This is a genomic window from Mycobacterium sp. 852013-50091_SCH5140682, from assembly GCF_001665685.1.
In the GTDB taxonomy this organism is placed as follows: Bacteria; Actinomycetota; Actinomycetes; order Mycobacteriales; family Mycobacteriaceae; genus Mycobacterium.
Map to the genome: position 1 here is coordinate 1 of NZ_LZTB01000123.1, position 17,719 is coordinate 17,719.

The window sequence follows — 17,719 nt, forward strand, 5'->3', positions numbered from 1 at the left end:
TACGGACGCACCGACGCCGAACCCACCGCACGCTTCCACACCCTCTGGAGCGGTGACCGCACCGAAATCCAGGCCTGAGTAGATTCGATGCCGTGAGGTTTTTGGACGGACACACCCCGCCGTACGACCTGACCTATAACGATGTGTTCATCGTTCCGGGCCGGTCGGACGTCGCGTCCCGCTTCGATGTCGACCTGTCCACCGTCGACGGCTCCGGGACAACCATTCCGGTGGTCGTTGCGAACATGACGGCGGTGGCAGGCCGCCGGATGGCCGAGACGATCGCGCGCCGCGGCGGCATCGTGGTGCTCCCGCAGGACCTGCCGATCACCGTGGTGGCCGACACCGTCCAATTCGTCAAGAGTCGCGACCTGGTGGCAGACACCCCGGTAGTGCTCGGCCCGGAAGATTCGGTGTCCGACGCGATGGCGTTGATTCACAAGCGGGCTCATGGCGCGGCTGTTGTCACGTTCGAGGGGCGCCCCATCGGGCTGGTCACCGAGGCCAGCTGCGCTGGGGTCGACCGGTTCGCCCGGGTCCGCGACGTCGGGTTGTCCGATTTCGTGACGGCTCCGGTCGGCACCGAACCACGCCAGGTGTTCGACCTGCTCGAGCATGCGCCGGTCGATGTCGCGGTGCTCACCGCGCCGGACGGCACCCTGGCCGGCGTGCTGACGCGTACCGGCGCGATCCGGGCCGGGATCTACGCGCCCGCGGTCGATGCCTCCGGACGGCTGCGGGTGGCCGCAGCGGTCGGCATCAACGGTGATATCGCGGGCAAGGCCCGCGCGCTGGTCGAGGCGGGTGCCGATCTGCTCGTCATCGACACCGCGCACGGGCACCAGCACAAGATGCTCGACGCCATCAAGGCGGTGGCATCGCTGGATCTCGGGGTACCGCTGGCGGCGGGCAACGTGGTCTCCGCCGAGGGCACCCGCGACCTGATCGAAGCAGGCGCGACGATCGTCAAGGTCGGGGTCGGCCCTGGCGCCATGTGCACCACGAGGATGATGACGGGCGTGGGCCGGCCACAGTTCTCCGCGGTGGTCGAATGTGCCTCCGCGGCAAAGCAACTCGGCGCGCACGCGTGGGCCGACGGCGGCGTGCGCCATCCGCGGGACGTGGCGCTGGCGCTGGCCGCAGGCGCGTCCAACGTGATGATCGGGTCGTGGTTCGCAGGCACCTACGAATCCCCCGGCGATCTGCTGCGCGACCGTGACGACCGCCCGTACAAAGAGAGCTACGGCATGGCCTCCAAACGCGCCGTGGCGGCCCGCACCGCTGGCGACAGCCCGTTCGACCGGGCCCGCAAGGCACTGTTCGAGGAGGGCATCTCGACCTCCCGGATGGAACTCGATCCGGCCCGTGGCGGTGTCGAGGATCTGCTCGACCACATCACCTCGGGCGTGCGCAGCACCTGCACCTACGTGGGTGCCGCCACCCTGCCCGAACTGCACGAGAAGGTGGTGCTCGGGGTGCAGTCGGCGGCCGGTTTCGCCGAGGGCCATCCGCTGCCGAGCGGTTGGTGACGCAGCCCGCTGCTTCTCGCCGCGATAAGATGGACGCTCATCGCATTCACTGCTGGCCAGATTTCGCTGCGCCATCCGAACGAAAGGGTTCACGTGCCGCAGGCACCCGCTGAGGCCTCCGGTTCTGAACCGGCCTTCTCCGCGGAACAGCAGACAGCATCGGACGCCGACACGGGCGACCCCTCTACTAGTCGGCCGGGCCTTCTGCCCGGCGCCCCGCAGGCGAGGACCCGATGAACTCCGATCTGGTCTTCTCGCTGCTCTCGATCCTGGCGATCATTCTGCTCACCGCCGGTACCGCGATCTTCGTCGCGGCCGAGTTCGCCCTCACCGCGCTGGAACGCAGCACCGTCGAGGCCAACGCCCGCACCGGTGACCGCCGCGACCAGATGGTCCGGCGCGCCCATCGGACCTTGTCCTTCCAGCTGTCCGGCGCCCAGGTCGGCATTTCGATCACCACGCTGGCCACCGGTTATCTGGCCGAGCCCGTCGTCGGCCGGCTGGTCCGCCCGGGTCTGGACGCGCTCGGCATCCCCGCCAACATCTCCGGTGGCCTGTCGCTGTTCTTCGCCGTGCTGATCGCCACGTCGCTGTCGATGGTGTTCGGCGAGCTGGTGCCCAAGAACCTCGCGGTGGCCCGCCCGGTCCCGACGGCCCGCGCCGCGGCCCCGTTCCAGCTGCTGTTCTCGACGTTGTTCACCCCGGTCATCCGGATGACGAACGGCACGGCGAACTGGATCCTGCGCAGGCTCGACATCGAGCCGGCCGAGGAATTGCGCTCGGCCCGCTCGGGCCAGGAACTGGCGTCGCTGGTGCGCAATTCGGCGCGCAGCGGCTCGCTGGACCCGACGACGGCGCTGCTCGTGGACCGGTCGCTGCAGTTCGGCGAGCGCACCGCCGAGGAACTCATGACACCGCGCTCGAAGATCGAGGCGCTCGAATCCCACGAGACGGTCACCGACCTGCTGGAGGTCGCGATCAGGACCGGCTATTCGCGCTTCCCCATCGTCGAGGGTGACCTCGACGAGACCATCGGCGTGGTGCACGTCAAACAGATCTTCACCATCCCCCGGGAAGAACGCGCCCGCACCCGGCTGGCCGCGCTGGCCCTGCCCGTCGCACGGGTGCCGTCCGCGCTCGACGGCGACGCGGTGATGGCCCAGATCCGGGCCAACGGGCTGCAGACCGCGCTGGTGGTCGACGAATACGGCGGCACCGCGGGCATGGTGACGGTCGAGGACCTGATCGAGGAGATCGTCGGCGACGTCCGCGACGAGCACGATGACGCCACCCCGGACGTCGTGCCGGCAGGCCGCGGTTGGCAGGTCTCGGGTCTGCTGCGCATCGACGAGGTCGCGACCGAGACCGGCTTCCGCGCCCCCGAGGGCGAATACGAGACGATCGGCGGGCTGGTGTTGCAGGAACTCGGCCACATTCCCCAGGCGGGCGAGGCCGTCGAGCTGACCGCGTTCGACCCGGACCAGGCGAGCGACGAGCCCGCCCGCTGGCTGGCCACGGTGGTCCGGATGGACGGGCGGCGCATCGATCTGCTCGAGCTGACCGAACTGGGCAGGCGCTCCGAACAAGGAGCCGACAACCATGGGTGACGTCTTCGGCGTGCTGCTCACCATCGTGCTGCTGGCGGCCAACGCGTTCTTCGTGGCGTCGGAGTTCGCACTCATATCGGCCCGCCGCGACCGGCTGCAGGCGTTGGCCGAGCAAGGCAAGCGCAGTGCGGTGACCGTGATCCGCGCGGGCGAGAACCTGTCGCTCATGCTGGCCGGGTCGCAGCTGGGCATCACGATCTGTTCGATCCTGCTGGGTCGCGTCGGTGAGCCCGCGGTGGCCCATCTGCTGTCGAAACCGTTCGAGCTCCTCGGGGTGTCCGACGCGATACTGCACACGGTGTCATTCGTGGTGTCGTTGGCGATCGTCGTGACGCTGCACGTGCTGCTCGGCGAGATGGTGCCGAAGAACATCGCGATCGCAGGCCCGGAGTCGGCCGCCATGCTGCTGATCCCGACGTATCTGGTCTACATCCGCGCGGCCCGGCCGTTCATCGCGTTCTACAACTGGTGCGCCAACGCCACGCTGCGCCTGTTCCGGGTCGAGACCCGCGACGAGCTCGAGTCCGCGGTCTCGACCGTCGAGCTCTCGGAGATGATCGCCGAATCGCTCTCGGAGGGCCTGCTCGACGCCGAGGAGCACCTGCGGCTGACCCGGGCATTGCAGACCCGGACCCGCAAGGTGGCCGATGTCGCGATGCCGCTGTCGGAGATGCATGCCATCCGCGTCGCCGCCCCCGGCTCGGGCCCGATGGTCGGCGATGTCGAGCGGGCCCTCGCCGAAACCGGCTACTCCCGCTTCCCGGTGGCCGATTCGTTCGGCGAGTTCATCGGGTACCTGCACATCAAGGACGTGCTGCCGGAGGTCGCCGATCCCGAGGCCGTCCTCGACGTGTCGATGGTTCGGCCACTGCCGCAAGTGCCTGCGTCGCTTCCGGTGCCCGACGCGTTGTCGCGGCTGCGGCGCAGCAACAGCCACCTGGCACTGGTCACCGATGACGCGGCAGGCGGCGCCGTCACCGCCATGGTGGCGCTGGAGGATCTGGTCGAGGATCTGGTCGGGACCGTGCGCGACGGGACCCACCGTGTCTGAGCTGGTGCTCGGCGAGGCGGACTGGACCGAACGGGAGCAGCGTCACCGCGCCCGCGTCGACCGTTTCCTGACGCCACACCTGCGCCGCCAAGAACACGGTGAGGCGCACCCGGTGTGGGACTTCCTGTTCACCTACTACAGCCTGCGCCCGCGTCAGCTGCGCCGCTGGCACCCGGGGTTCGGCGTGGTGCTTGCTGGCCCGCCGGCCCGGCGTTATCTCGGTGCGAGCGGCTACGGCAGCCGTGGCGACGGGGTCGGGGTGACACCGGCGCATCTGAGTTCGCGCGCCGACACGGTCCGGTTCATCGCGCAGTTGCTGCGGGCGACCGCGACCCGTCCGCCGCGGCTGAACTGCTTCGGCCTGCACGAGTGGGCGATGGTGTACCGCACGCCCGAGAAGCGGCACGGCCAGGTGGCGCTGCGGCTCGGCGCCGCCGGAACTGACGCCGTCGTCGACTCGCTTCCGCTGCGCTGTAGCCACTTCGACGCGTTCCGGTTCTTCACCGAACCCGCCGTTCCGCGCAACGAGCAGCCGCTGAGCCGCGAGACGCAGGTACGCACCGAGCAGCCGGGCTGCATTCACGCCGCCATGGACTGCTACAAGTGGGCATACAAACTGGGCCCGCTGGTGGCCTCCGAACTGGTCATGGATGCTCTCGAGCTGGCCGCCGCCGCGCGGGCCGTCGACATGCGGGCCAGCCCGTATGACCTCGGCGACTACGGCTTCGCACCGATCGCCATCGAAACGCCGGCCGGGCGGGCCGAATACGTGCGCGCACAGCAGGACATCGCCGAGCGGGCAGCTCCGTTGCGGGCCCGGCTGCTCGCCGAATGTGACACTCTGCTCGAAGTGCTGGACACCGAAACATCGCTGCCTCGCGCGCGATAACCAAGATGCACGAGCGCAGACCCGCTTCGAGCCAGGGAGGGCACCCATGCGCGCAACGACCATGACCGCGTCGGCGGCGCTGTTGCTCGGCGTGGCGGGCACCGTCGGACTGGCGCCCGCTCACGCCACGGTATGCGCTCCGGGCACCGTCAGGCTGACGGCCGTGAGCACCGACGCCACGCAGGGCACCATCACCGGCTCCCCGGCCGGCGGCGGGGCACCGATCACCCTGAGCGGTCCGCTCGACGCGTACCAGAAATCTGAGGGGTTCGGCGACAACCCACCGCCCGCGGTGAAGCAGTGGGACGACACGCTCGACGAGGTGAACGTGCCCATCGCGCCCGACGACCCCAATTGGTACGGCCGCGCCAAGAGCCGGGCCTTCGCGTCGCGCTCGTTGAACGACCTCGCGGTCTCCTTCCCGGCAAACACTTTGGTCGTCCACTACTGGCAGGGCGACCCGCCCGGTGCTGCATGCGCCATGTCATCCATTCAGCCCGTGGCCCCGTAGGTGCACTCCCAGCGAACGACACACCTGCCGGGAAGGCCCCGAACAGCGCCGCACCCGTAATCGCCGCAATTACTGACCGGTACGATGAGCAAATTGCCGCTATCCCGGAATAAGGATTGAGAACTGATGACCGATCGCGTGAAGGTGGGCAACCTAGGGGTCGCCAAGGTGCTGCACGACTTCATCACCAATGAGGCGCTGCCCGGCACCGGGGTTGATCCCGACACCTTCTGGTCTGGTGTGGACAAGGTCGTAGCCGACCTCACCCCCAAGAACGAAGAGCTGCTCGCCCGCCGTGACGAGCTGCAGGCTCAGATCGACAAGTACCACCGCGCCCACGTCATCGAGCCCTTTGACCTGGCCGACTACAAGCAGTTCCTCACCGAGATCGGCTACCTGCAGCCCGAGCCTGCCGATTTCAGCGTCACCACCGCCGGGGTGGACGACGAGATCACCACGACGGCGGGCCCGCAGCTCGTGGTGCCGATCCTCAACGCGCGGTTCGCGCTCAACGCCGCCAACGCGCGGTGGGGCTCGCTGTATGACGCGCTGTACGGCACCGATGTGATCTCTGAGGATGACGGCGCCGAAAAGGGCTCGGGCTACAACAAGATTCGCGGCGACAAGGTGATCGCCTACGCCCGGAAGTTCCTCGACGAGTCCGTGCCGCTGGCCGCCGGCTCGTGGAGCGACGCCACCGGGCTCAAGATCGACGACGGCCAACTGCTCGTGATTCTGGGTGACGGCCCTGCTGAGTCTGATGACCCCTCGCGCGAGCGCTCGTCGGTCGGGCTCGCCACGCCCGAGGAGTTCGTCGGCTACACCGGCGAGCTGGGCCAGCCGCAGTGGTCGGTGCTGCTCAAGCACCACGGGCTGCACATCGAGATCCTCATCGACCCCGACTCCCCCATCGGCTCCACCGACGCCGCAGGCATCAAGGACGTCGTCCTGGAATCCGCGATCACCACGATCATGGACTTCGAGGACTCCGTGGCCGCTGTCGATGCCGACGACAAGGTGCTGGGCTACCGCAACTGGCTGGGCCTGAACAAGGGTGACCTGGCCGAAGAGGTCAGCAAGGGCGGCAAGACCTTCACCCGTGTCCTCAACGCCGACCGCACGTTCACCACACCTGACGGCGAGGGTGAGCTGACGCTGCCGGGACGCAGCCTGCTGTTCGTCCGCAATGTCGGACATCTGATGACCAACGACGCCATCACCGACGCCGAGGGCAAGGAAATCCCCGAAGGCATCCAGGACGCGCTGTTTACCGGCCTGATCGCCATGCATGGGTTGAAGAGCAGCGACGCCAACGGTCCCCTGCAGAACAGCCGCACCGGCTCGGTGTACATCGTGAAGCCCAAGATGCACGGACCCGATGAGGTCGCGTTCACGTGTGAGCTGTTCAGCCGCGTCGAGGACGTGCTCGGCCTGCCCGAGGCGACCCTCAAGGTCGGCATCATGGACGAGGAGCGCCGCACCACGGTGAACCTCAAGGCCGCCATCAAGGCCGCCGCCGACCGCGTGGTGTTCATCAACACCGGCTTCCTGGACCGCACCGGCGACGAGATCCATACCTCGATGGAAGCCGGCCCGATGATCCGCAAGGGCGCGATGAAGAGCCAGCCGTGGATCAAGGCCTACGAGGACAACAACGTCGACGTCGGCCTCGCCACCGGCCTGTCCGGCAAGGCCCAGATCGGCAAGGGCATGTGGGCCATGACCGAGCTGATGGCCGACATGGTCGAGCAGAAGATCGGCCAGCCGAAGGCAGGCGCCACCACCGCGTGGGTGCCCTCCCCGACCGCCGCGACGCTGCACGCCATGCACTACCACGCCGTCGACGTGTTCGAGGTGCAGAAGGAACTGGCGGGCCGCGAACGCGCGTCGATCGACGATCTGCTGACCATCCCGCTGGCCGACTCGTCGCTGACCTGGTCGTCGGAGGAGATCCACGAGGAGGTCGACAACAACTGCCAGTCGATCCTCGGCTACGTGGTCCGTTGGATCGATGCCGGCGTCGGGTGCTCGAAGGTGCCCGACATCCACAACGTCGCCCTCATGGAGGACCGGGCCACCCTGCGGATCTCCAGCCAGCTGCTGGCCAACTGGTTGCGCCACGGCGTGATCACCGCCGACGACGTCAAGACCAGCCTGCGCCGCATGGCCGCCGTGGTCGACGAACAGAACGCAGGCGATCCCGACTACCTGGCGATGGCCCCGAATCCGGACGCCAGCATCGCGTTCCAGGCCGCCCAGGAACTCATCCTGTCGGGCGCGGCGCAGCCCAACGGCTACACCGAGCCGATCCTGCACCGCCGCCGCCGCGAGTTCAAAGCGAGCGCTGCTGCGCAGTGACTAGACTTCGGCGGCGAAACCGGACGTTTGGTCGACGCGACGAGTACAGAGGCTAGGGATGGGTAGGCACAGCGTTCCCGACGACCCCGAGGACTCGGCCGACGATCCCAGGCACGAACCGGGTCACCGGTCGGGTCGTTACGGCTCGGGCGGCTATGACTCGGATGGCCACGACTCGGACGATTACGACAGGCCCGATTACGGGCGGCGGCGCGGCCCGCGTGATTCCGGCTACCGCGACTCGGAGTACGAGGATCCCTATGGGGACGCCGAGTACGACGACGCGGGGTATGCGGGCTACCCCGATGACGACGACTACGCCGACGACGACGTCGACCGCGATGCGCCCACGACGCAGTTCAGTGCCGTCGGCCGGCGTCAGCCCAATGGCCGTCAACACGGCGGCGACTGGGACGGCGGGGAATGGACAGGCAGCCATCGCGCCGTCTCGACCGGTCGGCGCGGTGTCAGCGTCGGGGTGATCGCGGCGCTCGTCGGCGTCGTCGCGATCGTCGCAGTCGTCATCCTGTGGCGGTTCTTCGGTGATGTGCTCTCCAGCCGCAAGGACGCCGCGGCGGCCCGCTGCGTCGACGGGGACCTCGCGGTGTCCGTCATCGCCGACCCCACGATCTCCCCGACCGTGGAAACGTTGGCCGACAAATACAACGGGTCGGCCAACCCGATCGGTGACCGCTGCGTCAAGGTGCAGGTGAAATCGGCCGAATCCGACCAAGTGGTCAGCGGATTCGCCAACGCGTGGCCCAAGGACCTCGGCGACAGGCCCGCACTGTGGATCCCGGCCAGCGGGGTCTCCGAGGCACGGCTTGAGGCCACCGCGGGCGCCAAGACCGTCAGCGACAGCCGCTCCCTGGTCACCTCACCCGTGCTGCTCGCGGTGCCGCCACAACTCAAAGACGCGTTGGCGCAGCAGAACTGGTCGACGCTGCCGAACCTGCAGAGCAACCCGAGCGCCTTGAACGATCTGAAGCTCAACGGCTGGGGGCCGCTGAAACTGGCTCTGCCCACCCGCAACAACGGTGACGCCGCCTACCTGGCCGGCGAGGCGGTGGCGGCAGCCTCGGCACCATCGGGTGCACCGGCCAGCGCCGGACTCGGCGCTGTCAACACGCTGCTCGGCGGAGCACCCAAGCTCGACAATGCCGAGCTGGGAACGGCTTTCGACGCCATGCTCAAGGCAACGGACCCGGCCGGTGCACCCGTGCATGCGGTCGTCACCACCGAGCAACAACTGTTCCAGCGCGCCGGCTCGCTCAGCGACGCCAAGCGCGACCTCGCCGGTTGGGTGCCACCGGGCCCCACCGCGATGGCGGATTACCCGACGGTGCTGCTGACCGGAGACTGGCTGTCTCAGGAACAGGTCACCGCCGCCAGCGAATTCGCGCGTTTCATGCGTAAACCCGAACAGCTCGGCGAGCTCGCCAAGGCCGGCTTCCGAGCCGAGGGCACGTCGGCGCCGTCCAGCGATGTGACCAAGTTCGCGCCCGTCAGCGCGCCACTGTCGGTCGGCGACAACACGATGCGGGTCACGCTCGCCAACGCGATGGCGACACCGTCGACGAGCCCGGCGGTGACGATCATGTTGGACCAGTCGATGCCCACCGATGAGGGCGGCAAGTCCCGGCTGGTGAATGTGGCTGCGGCACTTAACTCGCGACTCAAGGCACTGCCTGCAACCTCCGAGGTGGGCCTGTGGACGTTCGACGGCACCGAAGGCCGCTCCGCGGTGTCGAGAGGCCCGTTGTCCGACCAGGTCGGCGGTGAGCCCCGCTCGCAGGCGCTCAGCTCGACTCTCGATGAGCAGACGGCCTCGGGCGGTGGCGCGGTGTCGTTCACCACGCTGCGCCTCATCTACACCGATGCGACGTCGAATTTCCGTGACGGCAAAGACAATTCGATCCTGGTGATCACCACCGGTCCGCATACCGACCAGAGCCTCGGTGGACAGGGCCTGCAGGATTACATCCACGGAGCCTTCGACCCGGCCCACCCGGTCGCGGTGAACGTCATCGACTTCGGCGGCGACACCGACCGGGCCACCTGGGAAGCGGTCGCGCAGACCACCGGCGGCAAGTATCAGCACCTGACCAGTTCGGCCTCGCCCGAACTGGCCGCCGCTGTTGCCACCATGCTGAGCTGACCCGGCAAAGAGGTGCGTCGTGACTCCCGGTGAACGGGAGAGAATACACACACCGACTTTTCAGGGGGTGTGATGACACTGACGGTGTCGCAGGTGTTGGGAACCCAACCCCAATCACTGCTCAACGCCGCAGAAGAGGTGGCCGGCTCTGCCAACCGCCTCGACGCGCAGATCTCGTCGCAGCGCTCACATCTGAGCCGGCTGGCCGGCAGCTGGACCGGTGGGGCGTCGACCGCTGCGCAGAAGCAGGGTGCCGACATGCTCGTCGGACAGGAGGGCTACCGCGACAAGCTGCGCGCCATGCAGCAGGTGATGTCCTCGGGCGGCCAGCAGCTGACCGGTATCCGATCTGCCTTGGACAGCATGGTCAATGGCGGGGCGAGCCAGTTCTGGAAGGTTGCCGACAACGGTTCGGTGACCCCGGGGCCGCTGCTGCAGCAGTACGCGAACCTCTTCCCGGTGCTCGGCATGGAGATCAAGCTCAAGGCACTTGAAATGGAGTCGGCGGTCAAGAAAATGCTCGCCGAGTTCGAGCAGGCCGACAAGTCGACCGCGGACGCGATGCGGAAGTTCGCCGAAGAGCCCAAGGACGGCGGCAAAGACGACAAGAAGGACGGCGAGACCAAGCCCGAGGACAAGCACGACAAGCCGAAGTCCTCGCCGACCGGGCAGAACCCGGCCGATATCGCCAAGGACTTCCTCGGCCGCAATGCCTCGGAGCTCAAGGGCAGCGGCGACCTCCCGATGGATCCCAGCGTCCCCAACGACGTCTGCTGCGCCAACTTCGTCACCGCGACGCTGCAGAAAGCAGGCCTGATCGACTGGCACAGCAACGGTGTCGCCGACATGTCGCAACGGCTGCAGGCCCAAGGCTGGCACATGGTGCCCGCATCGGAGGCCAAACCCGGTGATGTCGCGGTGATCAACGGCAGTCAGCACACCGAACTCGTCGCCACCAACGACGGTGGCCGGATCACGCTGATCGGTTCGAACAACAAGAACGCCGACGGCAGCCAGGTGGTCAGCTACGGAAACCCGTACGGCCAGGTGATGTACCTGTCACCGCCCTGATCCGGTGCGACGGGAACAGGTTCAGTCCGGCGGGATCCGGAAGATCGCGGCCGGCGCCCCATAGCGTTCGGCCCACCCATCCCACGCCAGGTCGGTCGGGCCCACGGCGCTGTCGACCTTGGTCCACGCGGTGCCGTCGTCGCGGAACAGGCCCGCGTAGGTGCGTGACCTACCGCCGTTGCCGGCGGCTTCGGCAAACGGCGTGCCGCTGTAGTCGAACGGCAGACCGTCGGCACCCACAATCTTGCCGTAGACGAATGCCCAGCCGTCTGCGATGTTGACGGTCTTTTCCTCGAACTCTGCGGGCACGCCGAGTTGAGCCCTCAGATCAGCCACCACCGGATGCACAACGCCCCCCTTCCGCGGAACCGAACCCGCACGCCAGGGTAAATGCCGATAACGGCTCAGCAAAACACGATTTTGGTGCGCGGACCGACGGTATCGGCCCATTACGATCATGTTCGGGCGGCAGCCGTCGCCGGTGGGGACGATTGACAGGCGGGGGATGCCGTGCCGTGACCGAAACACTCAACGTCAACCCTGCGGCACTGCGCGAGGCCGCCGGCGGTCTGAGCGAGGTGGTCACCAGTTTCCGTGGACCGGGCAACGCGTTGTCCGCCGCGGCGGGCCCACTGTCGGGCCTTGACGTCGCGTCCGCGTGCAGCCAGGTCGCCGATGCCATCGACCGCCAAGCCCAGTCACTGGGAACGAAGGTGACCAAGTTCGCCGACAACCTCACGACCGCCGCCGGCGCCTATGAGAAAGGTGACCGCGAGGCCGCCGAGCGCGTCAAGTTCGAACCCGGCGACAAACCCGAGGACAAGCCGGGCGACACCCCGGCTCCACCACCCACCGACAACGGCAACTACCGCCCGATCACCGTCGAGCAGCTGCGCAAGATCGTCCCCGAACTCAGCCAGGCGAAGGCCGAGGAGATGATCGGCCCGTTGAACGACGCCATGAAGCAGGGCGGTATGAACACGCCGCAGCGCCAAGCGGCGTTCATCTCGCAGATCGCGGTGGAATCTGACCGGTTCCGCACCTACGAGGAATACGCCGACGGCAGCCAGTACGAGGGCCGCACGGATCTCGGTAACACGCAGCCCGGTGACGGCAAGAGATACAAAGGCCGCGGCGTCATCCAGATCACCGGGCGGTCCAACTACACGCAGATGAGCAAGGACCTCGGCGTCGACTTCGTCAACCACCCCGAGCTCGCGGCCACGCCGGAGTATGCCTTCAAAAGTGCTGTCTGGTACTGGAATTCGCGCGACGGCAACGCTGTCGCCGACGGCGGAGACATCACCGCCATCACCCGAATGGTCAACGGCGGCACGCACAACCTGGCCGAACGGACCGACTACTACAACCGAGGATTGCAGGTGCTTGGCGGATGACGATCTCTTCGAAACTTGCTGTGCTGTGCGCTGTTCCGGCCCTGGCGGTCGGGGTGGCCGCGTGCGGCTCCTCGACGTCGCAGCAGTCGCAACCGGCGGCCTCGGCCACCACCGAGGCGGTGTCGACGGCCCCGCGCACAGTGGTGGTGCAGTCCACCCCGGAGGCGACGGCCGTCGCGACCACCACGGTGCGTCCCGACGTGTCACCCGACGAGGAATGCCCGGGCGCGGAGTTCAAGGTCGAGCAGTTCATCGGCTCATGGCAGGAGTCGGGCGACCCCACCGTCACGACGCTGTCCCCGCACGGATCGCTGGAATCGAACGCCGACGGTAAGAAGGAATTCGGCACCTGGCAGTACACGCCGTGGGACGCCACGCCCGCGAAGACCAGCAGGCCGTCCTCGGCGCCGAATTCCTGTGTGCTGTGGCTGCATTGGATTGCCGACTCGGGCAACCAGGACCTGGTTTACGTACCGCTGAAGGTCACCGACACCAGCATCCAGCTGAGCTACGTCGGCCGCGGCAACACCATCGACTGGCAGCGCACCGCTGCGCAGTAACTGCGCAGCGGTCCCCTACGCGAACGCCTCGATCGGCGGGCACGAGCACACGAGGTTGCGGTCGCCGTACGCGCCATCGATGCGGCGCACCGGCGGCCAGACCTTCGGCCGGAAACCCTTGCCGAGCGGGTAGGCGGCCTGTTCGCGCGTGTACGGGTGATCCCAGTCGGCCACCAGCAGGCATTCGGCCGTGTGAGGGGCACCCCGCAACGGATTGTCGTCCACCGACCACTCGCCCGAACCGACCCGGTCGATCTCGGCGCGGATGGCGATCATCGCGTCACAGAACGCATCGACCTCGGCCAGGCTCTCGCTTTCGGTGGGCTCCACCATCAGCGTGCCCGCGACCGGGAAGCTCATGGTCGGTGCGTGGAAACCGTAGTCGGCCAAGCGTTTTGCCACATCGTCGACCGTGACACCGGTGTCCTTGGTGATCCCGCGCAGATCCAGGATGCACTCGTGGGCGACCATGCCGTTCTCGCCGGTGTAGAGCACCGGGTAGTACTCGTCGAGCCGGCGCGCGATGTAGTTGGCCGATGCGATCGCCGTGAGCGATGCCGCCCGGAGCCCGTCGGCGCCCATCATCCGGATGTAGGCCCAGGTGATCGGCAGGATCGATGCCGAACCGTAGGGTGCCGCCGAAACGGTGTGGTCGTCGGCCAATTCGTCGGCGAGGGGGTGCCCCGGCAGGTACGGCGCGAGGTGTGAACGCACCGCGACCGGCCCGACGCCCGGTCCGCCGCCGCCGTGGGGGATGCAGAACGTCTTGTGCAGGTTCAGGTGACTGACGTCGCCGCCGAAACGGCCGGGGCGCGCCAGTCCGACCAGCGCGTTGAGGTTGGCCCCGTCGACGTAGACCTGACCACCGTTGTCGTGGACGGCAGCGCAGATCTCGGCGATGTCGTGCTCGTACACCCCGTGGGTGGAGGGGTAGGTGATCATCAGTGCGGCAATGCGATCGGCGTGCTCGGCGACCTTGGCGCGCAGATCGTCCAGATCGACGTCACCGTTGGGCCGGCACGCCACCACGACCACCCGCATGCCGGCCAGTGCGGCCGACGCGGCATTGGTGCCATGCGCGCTCGACGGGATCAGGCAGATGTCCCGGGCGGCCTGGCCGCGGGCCACGTGGTAGGCCTTGATCGCCAACAGGCCGGCGTACTCCCCCTGCGAACCCGCGTTGGGTTGCAGCGACACCTCGTCGTAGCCCGTGATCGCGGTCAGCCAGTCCTGCAGATCGGCGATGAGCCTGCGCAGCCCCGGACTGTCCGACGCGGGCGCGAACGGGTGCTGACGGGCGAACTCCGGCCAGGTGATCGGCTCCATCTCCGCCGCGGCGTTGAGCTTCATGGTGCACGAACCCAGCGGGATCATCGTGCGGTCCAGCGCCAGGTCCTTGTCTGCCAACGACCGCAGGTAGCGCATCATCTCGGTCTCGGTGCGGTACCGGGTGAACGCGGGGTGCGTGAGGAATCCGGAGGTACGCGTGGCGATGTCCGTCGGGCGTGGCTCGGTCGATGCGGACGCGAGGAGCACGTCGGGTTCAGCAACGCCGAACGCCTCGAGCACGGCAGCCACATGGGCGGCGGTGGTGGCCTCGTCGCAGGACACCGAAACGTGGTCGGCGTCGACCCGCCACAGGTTGATGCCCTTGGCCTTGGCTGCGGCGACGACCTCGTCGGCGTGGCCCGGCACCCGGGCCAGCACGGTGTCGAAGTACGTGTCGTGCACCAGCGCATCGCCGAGCGCCGCGGCGATCGCATCGGCGTGGCCGTGCACGCGGCGTGCGATGGCGGTCAGCCCGTCGGCACCGTGGTAGCTCGCGTACATGGCCGCCATCACGGCCAGCAGCACCTGAGCGGTGCAGATGTTGCTGGTGGCCTTGTCGCGGCGGATGTGCTGTTCGCGGGTCTGCAGTGCCAGCCGGTACGCCGCTGCCCCGTCCGCGTCGACGGAGACCCCGACCAACCGGCCCGGCAGCTGGCGGGCGTGCTTGGCGTGCACCGCCAGATAGCCGGCGTGCGGGCCGCCGAATCCCATTGGCACACCGAACCGTTGGCTGGTCCCGAAGGCCACGTCGGCGCCGACCTCGCCGGGCGAGGTGATGAGGGTCAGCGCCAGCAGGTCGGCTCCGACTGCGACCAGCGCCCCACGCTCATGGCACTGAGTGACCAGGCTGGTCCAATCCACGATCCGGCCACTGGCACCGGGCAGCTGCACGATCGCGCCGAAGAAGTCGCCGTCGGGCAGGCCCTGGGTCAGGTCGGCGCGGACGATCTCGATGCCGAGTGGTTCGGCACGGGTCGCCAGCACCGCCGCCGTCTGCGCGTAGATGTCGATGTCGACGGCAAGTCGGTTGGCCGGCCCTTTGACGGCGCGGTGCATCAGCGTCATCGCCTCGGCGGCCGCGGTGGCCTCGTCGAGCATGGAGGCGTTGGCCACTTCGAGGCCGGTGAGGTCGCAGATCATGGTCTGGAAGTTCAGCAGCGCCTCCAGCCGGCCCTGGCTGATCTCGGGCTGGTACGGCGTGTAGGCCGTGTACCACGCCGGATTCTCAAGAATGTTGCGCCGCAAGACCGGTGGGGTCAGCGTGTCGAAGTAGCCCTGCCCGATCATCGACGTCGCGACCGTGTTGGTGTCCGCAAGCGCCCGCAGCTCCGCCAGCGCTTCCTCCTCGGTGGCGGCGGGCGGCAGGCGGTCCAGACCCGGTGCACGGCCGTCGGCGGCGAGTCCGTCCAGAATGCCTGCCGGCAGTGCCTTGGCAGCGAGATCGTCAAGCGATGCCACACCGATCACGTCGAGCATCGTGCTGACGGCGGTGGCGTCCGGCCCGATGTGCCGGTCGACGAAACGTGCTTGCTGCTGATCGGACACCCAAGGCTCCCTCATTGCGGCCCCGCCACGGTGGGTCGAGGTGGCAGCCCCGTCTGAGGACGTGCTGCGCTCCCCTCTCCCTCTGTCGTCAACCCGGTCCCGGGCGCCTGAGAGATTCGACGCCGACTGGCGTCTTTCCCCATGGGCGGGCGCTCGCGGAGCGCCGCTTTCCAGAGGCATCGGGGCCCGTGCGGTCCTGGGTGCCTGAGAGGTTGACGGAGAGGTGTTGCTCCTTCGGCGTCCGTAGCTGGCGGCCACGAAACTCTCCCGCACAAGGGCGATGCTCAGCCGATTCTACCGGCCGCTATCGGCACCGGCGAACACGCCGCGCGCAGGCGCTCTACGGGGCGAACGCGATGAGGCGCGTCAGCCGATCTTGCGGTCGCGGCTCTTGCGCCGCGAAGCCAGTTCGTCCTCAGGTGCGGCGATGGACTCACCGCCGTCGGCACGCTCACCCGGGAAGTCGGCGATCGCGCCGGTCAGTTCGCGCATGGCGCCCGACACCGCGATACCGAACACGCCCTGACCGCCCTGCAGCAGATCGACCACCTCTTCGGCCGAGGTGCATTCGTAGACGGTGGTTCCGTCGGAGAACAGCGTGATGTTGGCCAGGTCCTGGACGCCGCGCTGGCGCAGGTGGTCCACCGCCACCCGGATGTTGTGCAGCGAGATGCCGGTGTCGAGCAGTCGCTTGACGATCTTGAGGACCAGGATGTCCTTGAACGAATACAGCCGCTGGCTGCCGGAACCGGCCGCGCCGCGGATCGAGGGCACCACCAGTGAGGTGCGGGCCCAGTAGTCCAGCTGCCGATAGGTGATGCCAGCGATCTGGCAGGCGCTCGGACCGCGGTAACCGACCAGTTCGTCCGGTACAGAATCGTCGGGGAACAACCCACCCTGGACGGGCTCGCTGGCCGGCCGAACGGGCGGTTCAACCCCGCTTCCGGTGGTCAGATCCAACTCTCCCTGTCGTGGCGTGTCACCCACTGTGAATCCTCTCGCCGATCGAACCCGCCTACCTCATCCGCTGCCGTGACCTGCACCGCAGCGGGTTTGCTGCGAGCCCGAATGTGTCGAGCATACGCTTCCCGCCGAGCCCTGACTGCTCGTCGCCCTCAAAGTATGGCTGCCCAAAACGGACTTGGATGACACCCACACCGCGTGTCGACGCCTGGTGCGTCAGTTGAGACACATCCGTGACCTGCGGCAGCCGGTCACGTGGCCTTGAAATCGTCGGGCGACACGCTGTCGAGGAACTCTTTGAATTTTTCCACCTCGTCCTCGCGGACGGTGCCTGCGGCTTCCTCGTCGTTCTCATCGGGGATCAACAGCCCGGCCTCGGCCAGCACCGCTTCCTCCACGTAGATCGGGACGCCGACCCGCAGGGCGATGGCTACCGAATCAGACGGCCGGGCCGACACCGTGATGTCACGGTCGAAGATCAGGTCGGCGTAGAACGTGCCTTCCTGCAGGTCGACGATCCGCACCTCTTTGAGTGAATGCCCAAGCGCGGCAATGAGATCTCGGATCAGATCATGGGTCAGCGGGCGGGCAGGTTCGACCCCCTGCTGCTCCAGCACGATGGCCGCGGCTTCCGACTGCCCGATCCAGATCGGCAGGTAGCGGTCGCCGTTGGACTCGCGGAGCAGCAACACCGGCTGGTTCTGCGGCTGTTCCACGCGTATGCCGACTACCCGAACCTCAGCCATCTGTG

14 protein-coding genes and 1 riboswitch are annotated in these 17,719 nt (G+C 67.8%); of the genes, 10 read left to right on the forward strand and 4 right to left on the reverse strand.

Annotation, left to right across the window (positions count from 1 at the left end):
* Nucleotides 1-92: 92 nt before the first annotated feature.
* From A5784_RS32605 to A5784_RS32640, 8 genes are all read left to right on the forward strand, one after another.
* The gene (locus A5784_RS32605) at nucleotides 93-1,529 is read left to right on the forward strand and encodes a GuaB1 family IMP dehydrogenase-related protein (RefSeq protein WP_064949011.1); all 1,437 of its coding nucleotides are present in this window, start codon (nucleotides 93-95) and stop codon (nucleotides 1,527-1,529) included.
* Between the two features lie 233 nt (nucleotides 1,530-1,762).
* Nucleotides 1,763-3,136 (forward strand): hemolysin family protein, encoded by a 1,374-nt coding sequence (locus tag A5784_RS32610; protein ID WP_064949012.1) that lies wholly within the window; start codon nucleotides 1,763-1,765, stop codon nucleotides 3,134-3,136.
* Nucleotides 3,129-4,187, forward strand: coding sequence for a hemolysin family protein (locus tag A5784_RS32615; protein WP_064949013.1), 1,059 nt, complete (start codon nucleotides 3,129-3,131; stop codon nucleotides 4,185-4,187). The genes A5784_RS32610 and A5784_RS32615 overlap by 8 nt, the downstream gene beginning before the upstream one ends.
* Nucleotides 4,180-5,076, forward strand: a complete 897-nt coding sequence (locus tag A5784_RS32620; protein ID WP_082945232.1) for a 3-methyladenine DNA glycosylase — start codon at nucleotides 4,180-4,182, stop codon at nucleotides 5,074-5,076. Before A5784_RS32615 ends, A5784_RS32620 begins: the two co-directional genes overlap by 8 nt.
* Nucleotides 5,077-5,122: 46 nt before the next feature.
* Nucleotides 5,123-5,587 carry a hypothetical protein gene (locus A5784_RS32625; protein ID WP_197514962.1) on the forward strand — a complete coding sequence of 155 codons (465 nt, stop codon included), beginning with the start codon at nucleotides 5,123-5,125 and terminating at the stop codon, nucleotides 5,585-5,587.
* A gap of 126 nt (nucleotides 5,588-5,713) precedes the next feature.
* Nucleotides 5,714-7,945: a malate synthase G gene (locus A5784_RS32630; RefSeq protein WP_064949015.1), complete on the forward strand. Its 2,232-nt coding sequence runs from the start codon at nucleotides 5,714-5,716 to the stop codon at nucleotides 7,943-7,945.
* 58 nt (nucleotides 7,946-8,003) lie between these two features.
* Nucleotides 8,004-10,103: a substrate-binding domain-containing protein gene (locus A5784_RS32635; RefSeq protein ID WP_064949016.1), complete on the forward strand. Its 2,100-nt coding sequence runs from the start codon at nucleotides 8,004-8,006 to the stop codon at nucleotides 10,101-10,103.
* Between the two features lie 72 nt (nucleotides 10,104-10,175).
* Nucleotides 10,176-11,174 (forward strand): WXG100 family type VII secretion target, encoded by a 999-nt coding sequence (locus A5784_RS32640; RefSeq protein WP_064949017.1) that lies wholly within the window; start codon nucleotides 10,176-10,178, stop codon nucleotides 11,172-11,174.
* A gap of 21 nt (nucleotides 11,175-11,195) precedes the next feature.
* Here the strand turns inward: A5784_RS32640 and A5784_RS32645 are convergent, their stop codons facing one another.
* Nucleotides 11,196-11,510, reverse strand: coding sequence for a hypothetical protein (locus tag A5784_RS32645; protein WP_156750917.1), 315 nt, complete (start codon nucleotides 11,508-11,510; stop codon nucleotides 11,196-11,198).
* Between the two features lie 179 nt (nucleotides 11,511-11,689).
* On the opposite strand from A5784_RS32645, the gene A5784_RS32650 reads away from it, so the two are divergent.
* Nucleotides 11,690-12,571, forward strand: coding sequence for a type VII secretion target (locus A5784_RS32650; protein WP_064949019.1), 882 nt, complete (start codon nucleotides 11,690-11,692; stop codon nucleotides 12,569-12,571).
* The gene (locus A5784_RS32655) at nucleotides 12,568-13,131 is read left to right on the forward strand and encodes a hypothetical protein (RefSeq protein WP_064949020.1); all 564 of its coding nucleotides are present in this window, start codon (nucleotides 12,568-12,570) and stop codon (nucleotides 13,129-13,131) included. The genes A5784_RS32650 and A5784_RS32655 overlap by 4 nt, the downstream gene beginning before the upstream one ends.
* Nucleotides 13,132-13,146: 15 nt before the next feature.
* Here the strand turns inward: A5784_RS32655 and gcvP are convergent, their stop codons facing one another.
* From gcvP to A5784_RS32670, 3 genes are all read right to left on the reverse strand, one after another.
* A complete protein-coding gene (gene gcvP / locus A5784_RS32660) occupies nucleotides 13,147-16,005 on the reverse strand; it encodes an aminomethyl-transferring glycine dehydrogenase (RefSeq protein WP_064949021.1) in 2,859 nt (952 codons plus the stop codon).
* 181 nt (nucleotides 16,006-16,186) lie between these two features.
* Nucleotides 16,187-16,285, reverse strand: a riboswitch (glycine riboswitch).
* An 86-nt stretch (nucleotides 16,286-16,371) separates the two neighbouring features.
* Nucleotides 16,372-16,992, reverse strand: coding sequence for a MerR family transcriptional regulator (locus tag A5784_RS32665; protein WP_029366161.1), 621 nt, complete (start codon nucleotides 16,990-16,992; stop codon nucleotides 16,372-16,374).
* 227 nt (nucleotides 16,993-17,219) lie between these two features.
* Nucleotides 17,220-17,714, reverse strand: a complete 495-nt coding sequence (locus A5784_RS32670) for a bifunctional nuclease family protein (protein WP_019972830.1) — start codon at nucleotides 17,712-17,714, stop codon at nucleotides 17,220-17,222.
* Nucleotides 17,715-17,719 lie beyond the last annotated feature (5 nt).

What these genes read in the sequence shown, in the direction of transcription:
- A5784_RS32610 (WP_064949012.1), top strand. Translation starts at nt 1,763, where the DNA reads ATGAACTCCGATCTGGTCTTCTCGCTGCTCTCGATCCTGGCGATCATT.
- A5784_RS32615 (WP_064949013.1), top strand. Translation starts at nt 3,129, where the DNA reads ATGGGTGACGTCTTCGGCGTGCTGCTCACCATCGTGCTGCTGGCGGCC.
- A5784_RS32625 (WP_197514962.1), top strand. Translation starts at nt 5,123, where the DNA reads ATGCGCGCAACGACCATGACCGCGTCGGCGGCGCTGTTGCTCGGCGTG.
- A5784_RS32630 (WP_064949015.1), top strand. Translation starts at nt 5,714, where the DNA reads ATGACCGATCGCGTGAAGGTGGGCAACCTAGGGGTCGCCAAGGTGCTG.
- A5784_RS32635 (WP_064949016.1), top strand. Translation starts at nt 8,004, where the DNA reads ATGGGTAGGCACAGCGTTCCCGACGACCCCGAGGACTCGGCCGACGAT.
- A5784_RS32640 (WP_064949017.1), top strand. Translation starts at nt 10,176, where the DNA reads ATGACACTGACGGTGTCGCAGGTGTTGGGAACCCAACCCCAATCACTG.
- A5784_RS32655 (WP_064949020.1), top strand. Translation starts at nt 12,568, where the DNA reads ATGACGATCTCTTCGAAACTTGCTGTGCTGTGCGCTGTTCCGGCCCTG.
- A5784_RS32670 (WP_019972830.1), bottom strand. Translation starts at nt 17,714, where the DNA reads ATGGCTGAGGTTCGGGTAGTCGGCATACGCGTGGAACAGCCGCAGAAC.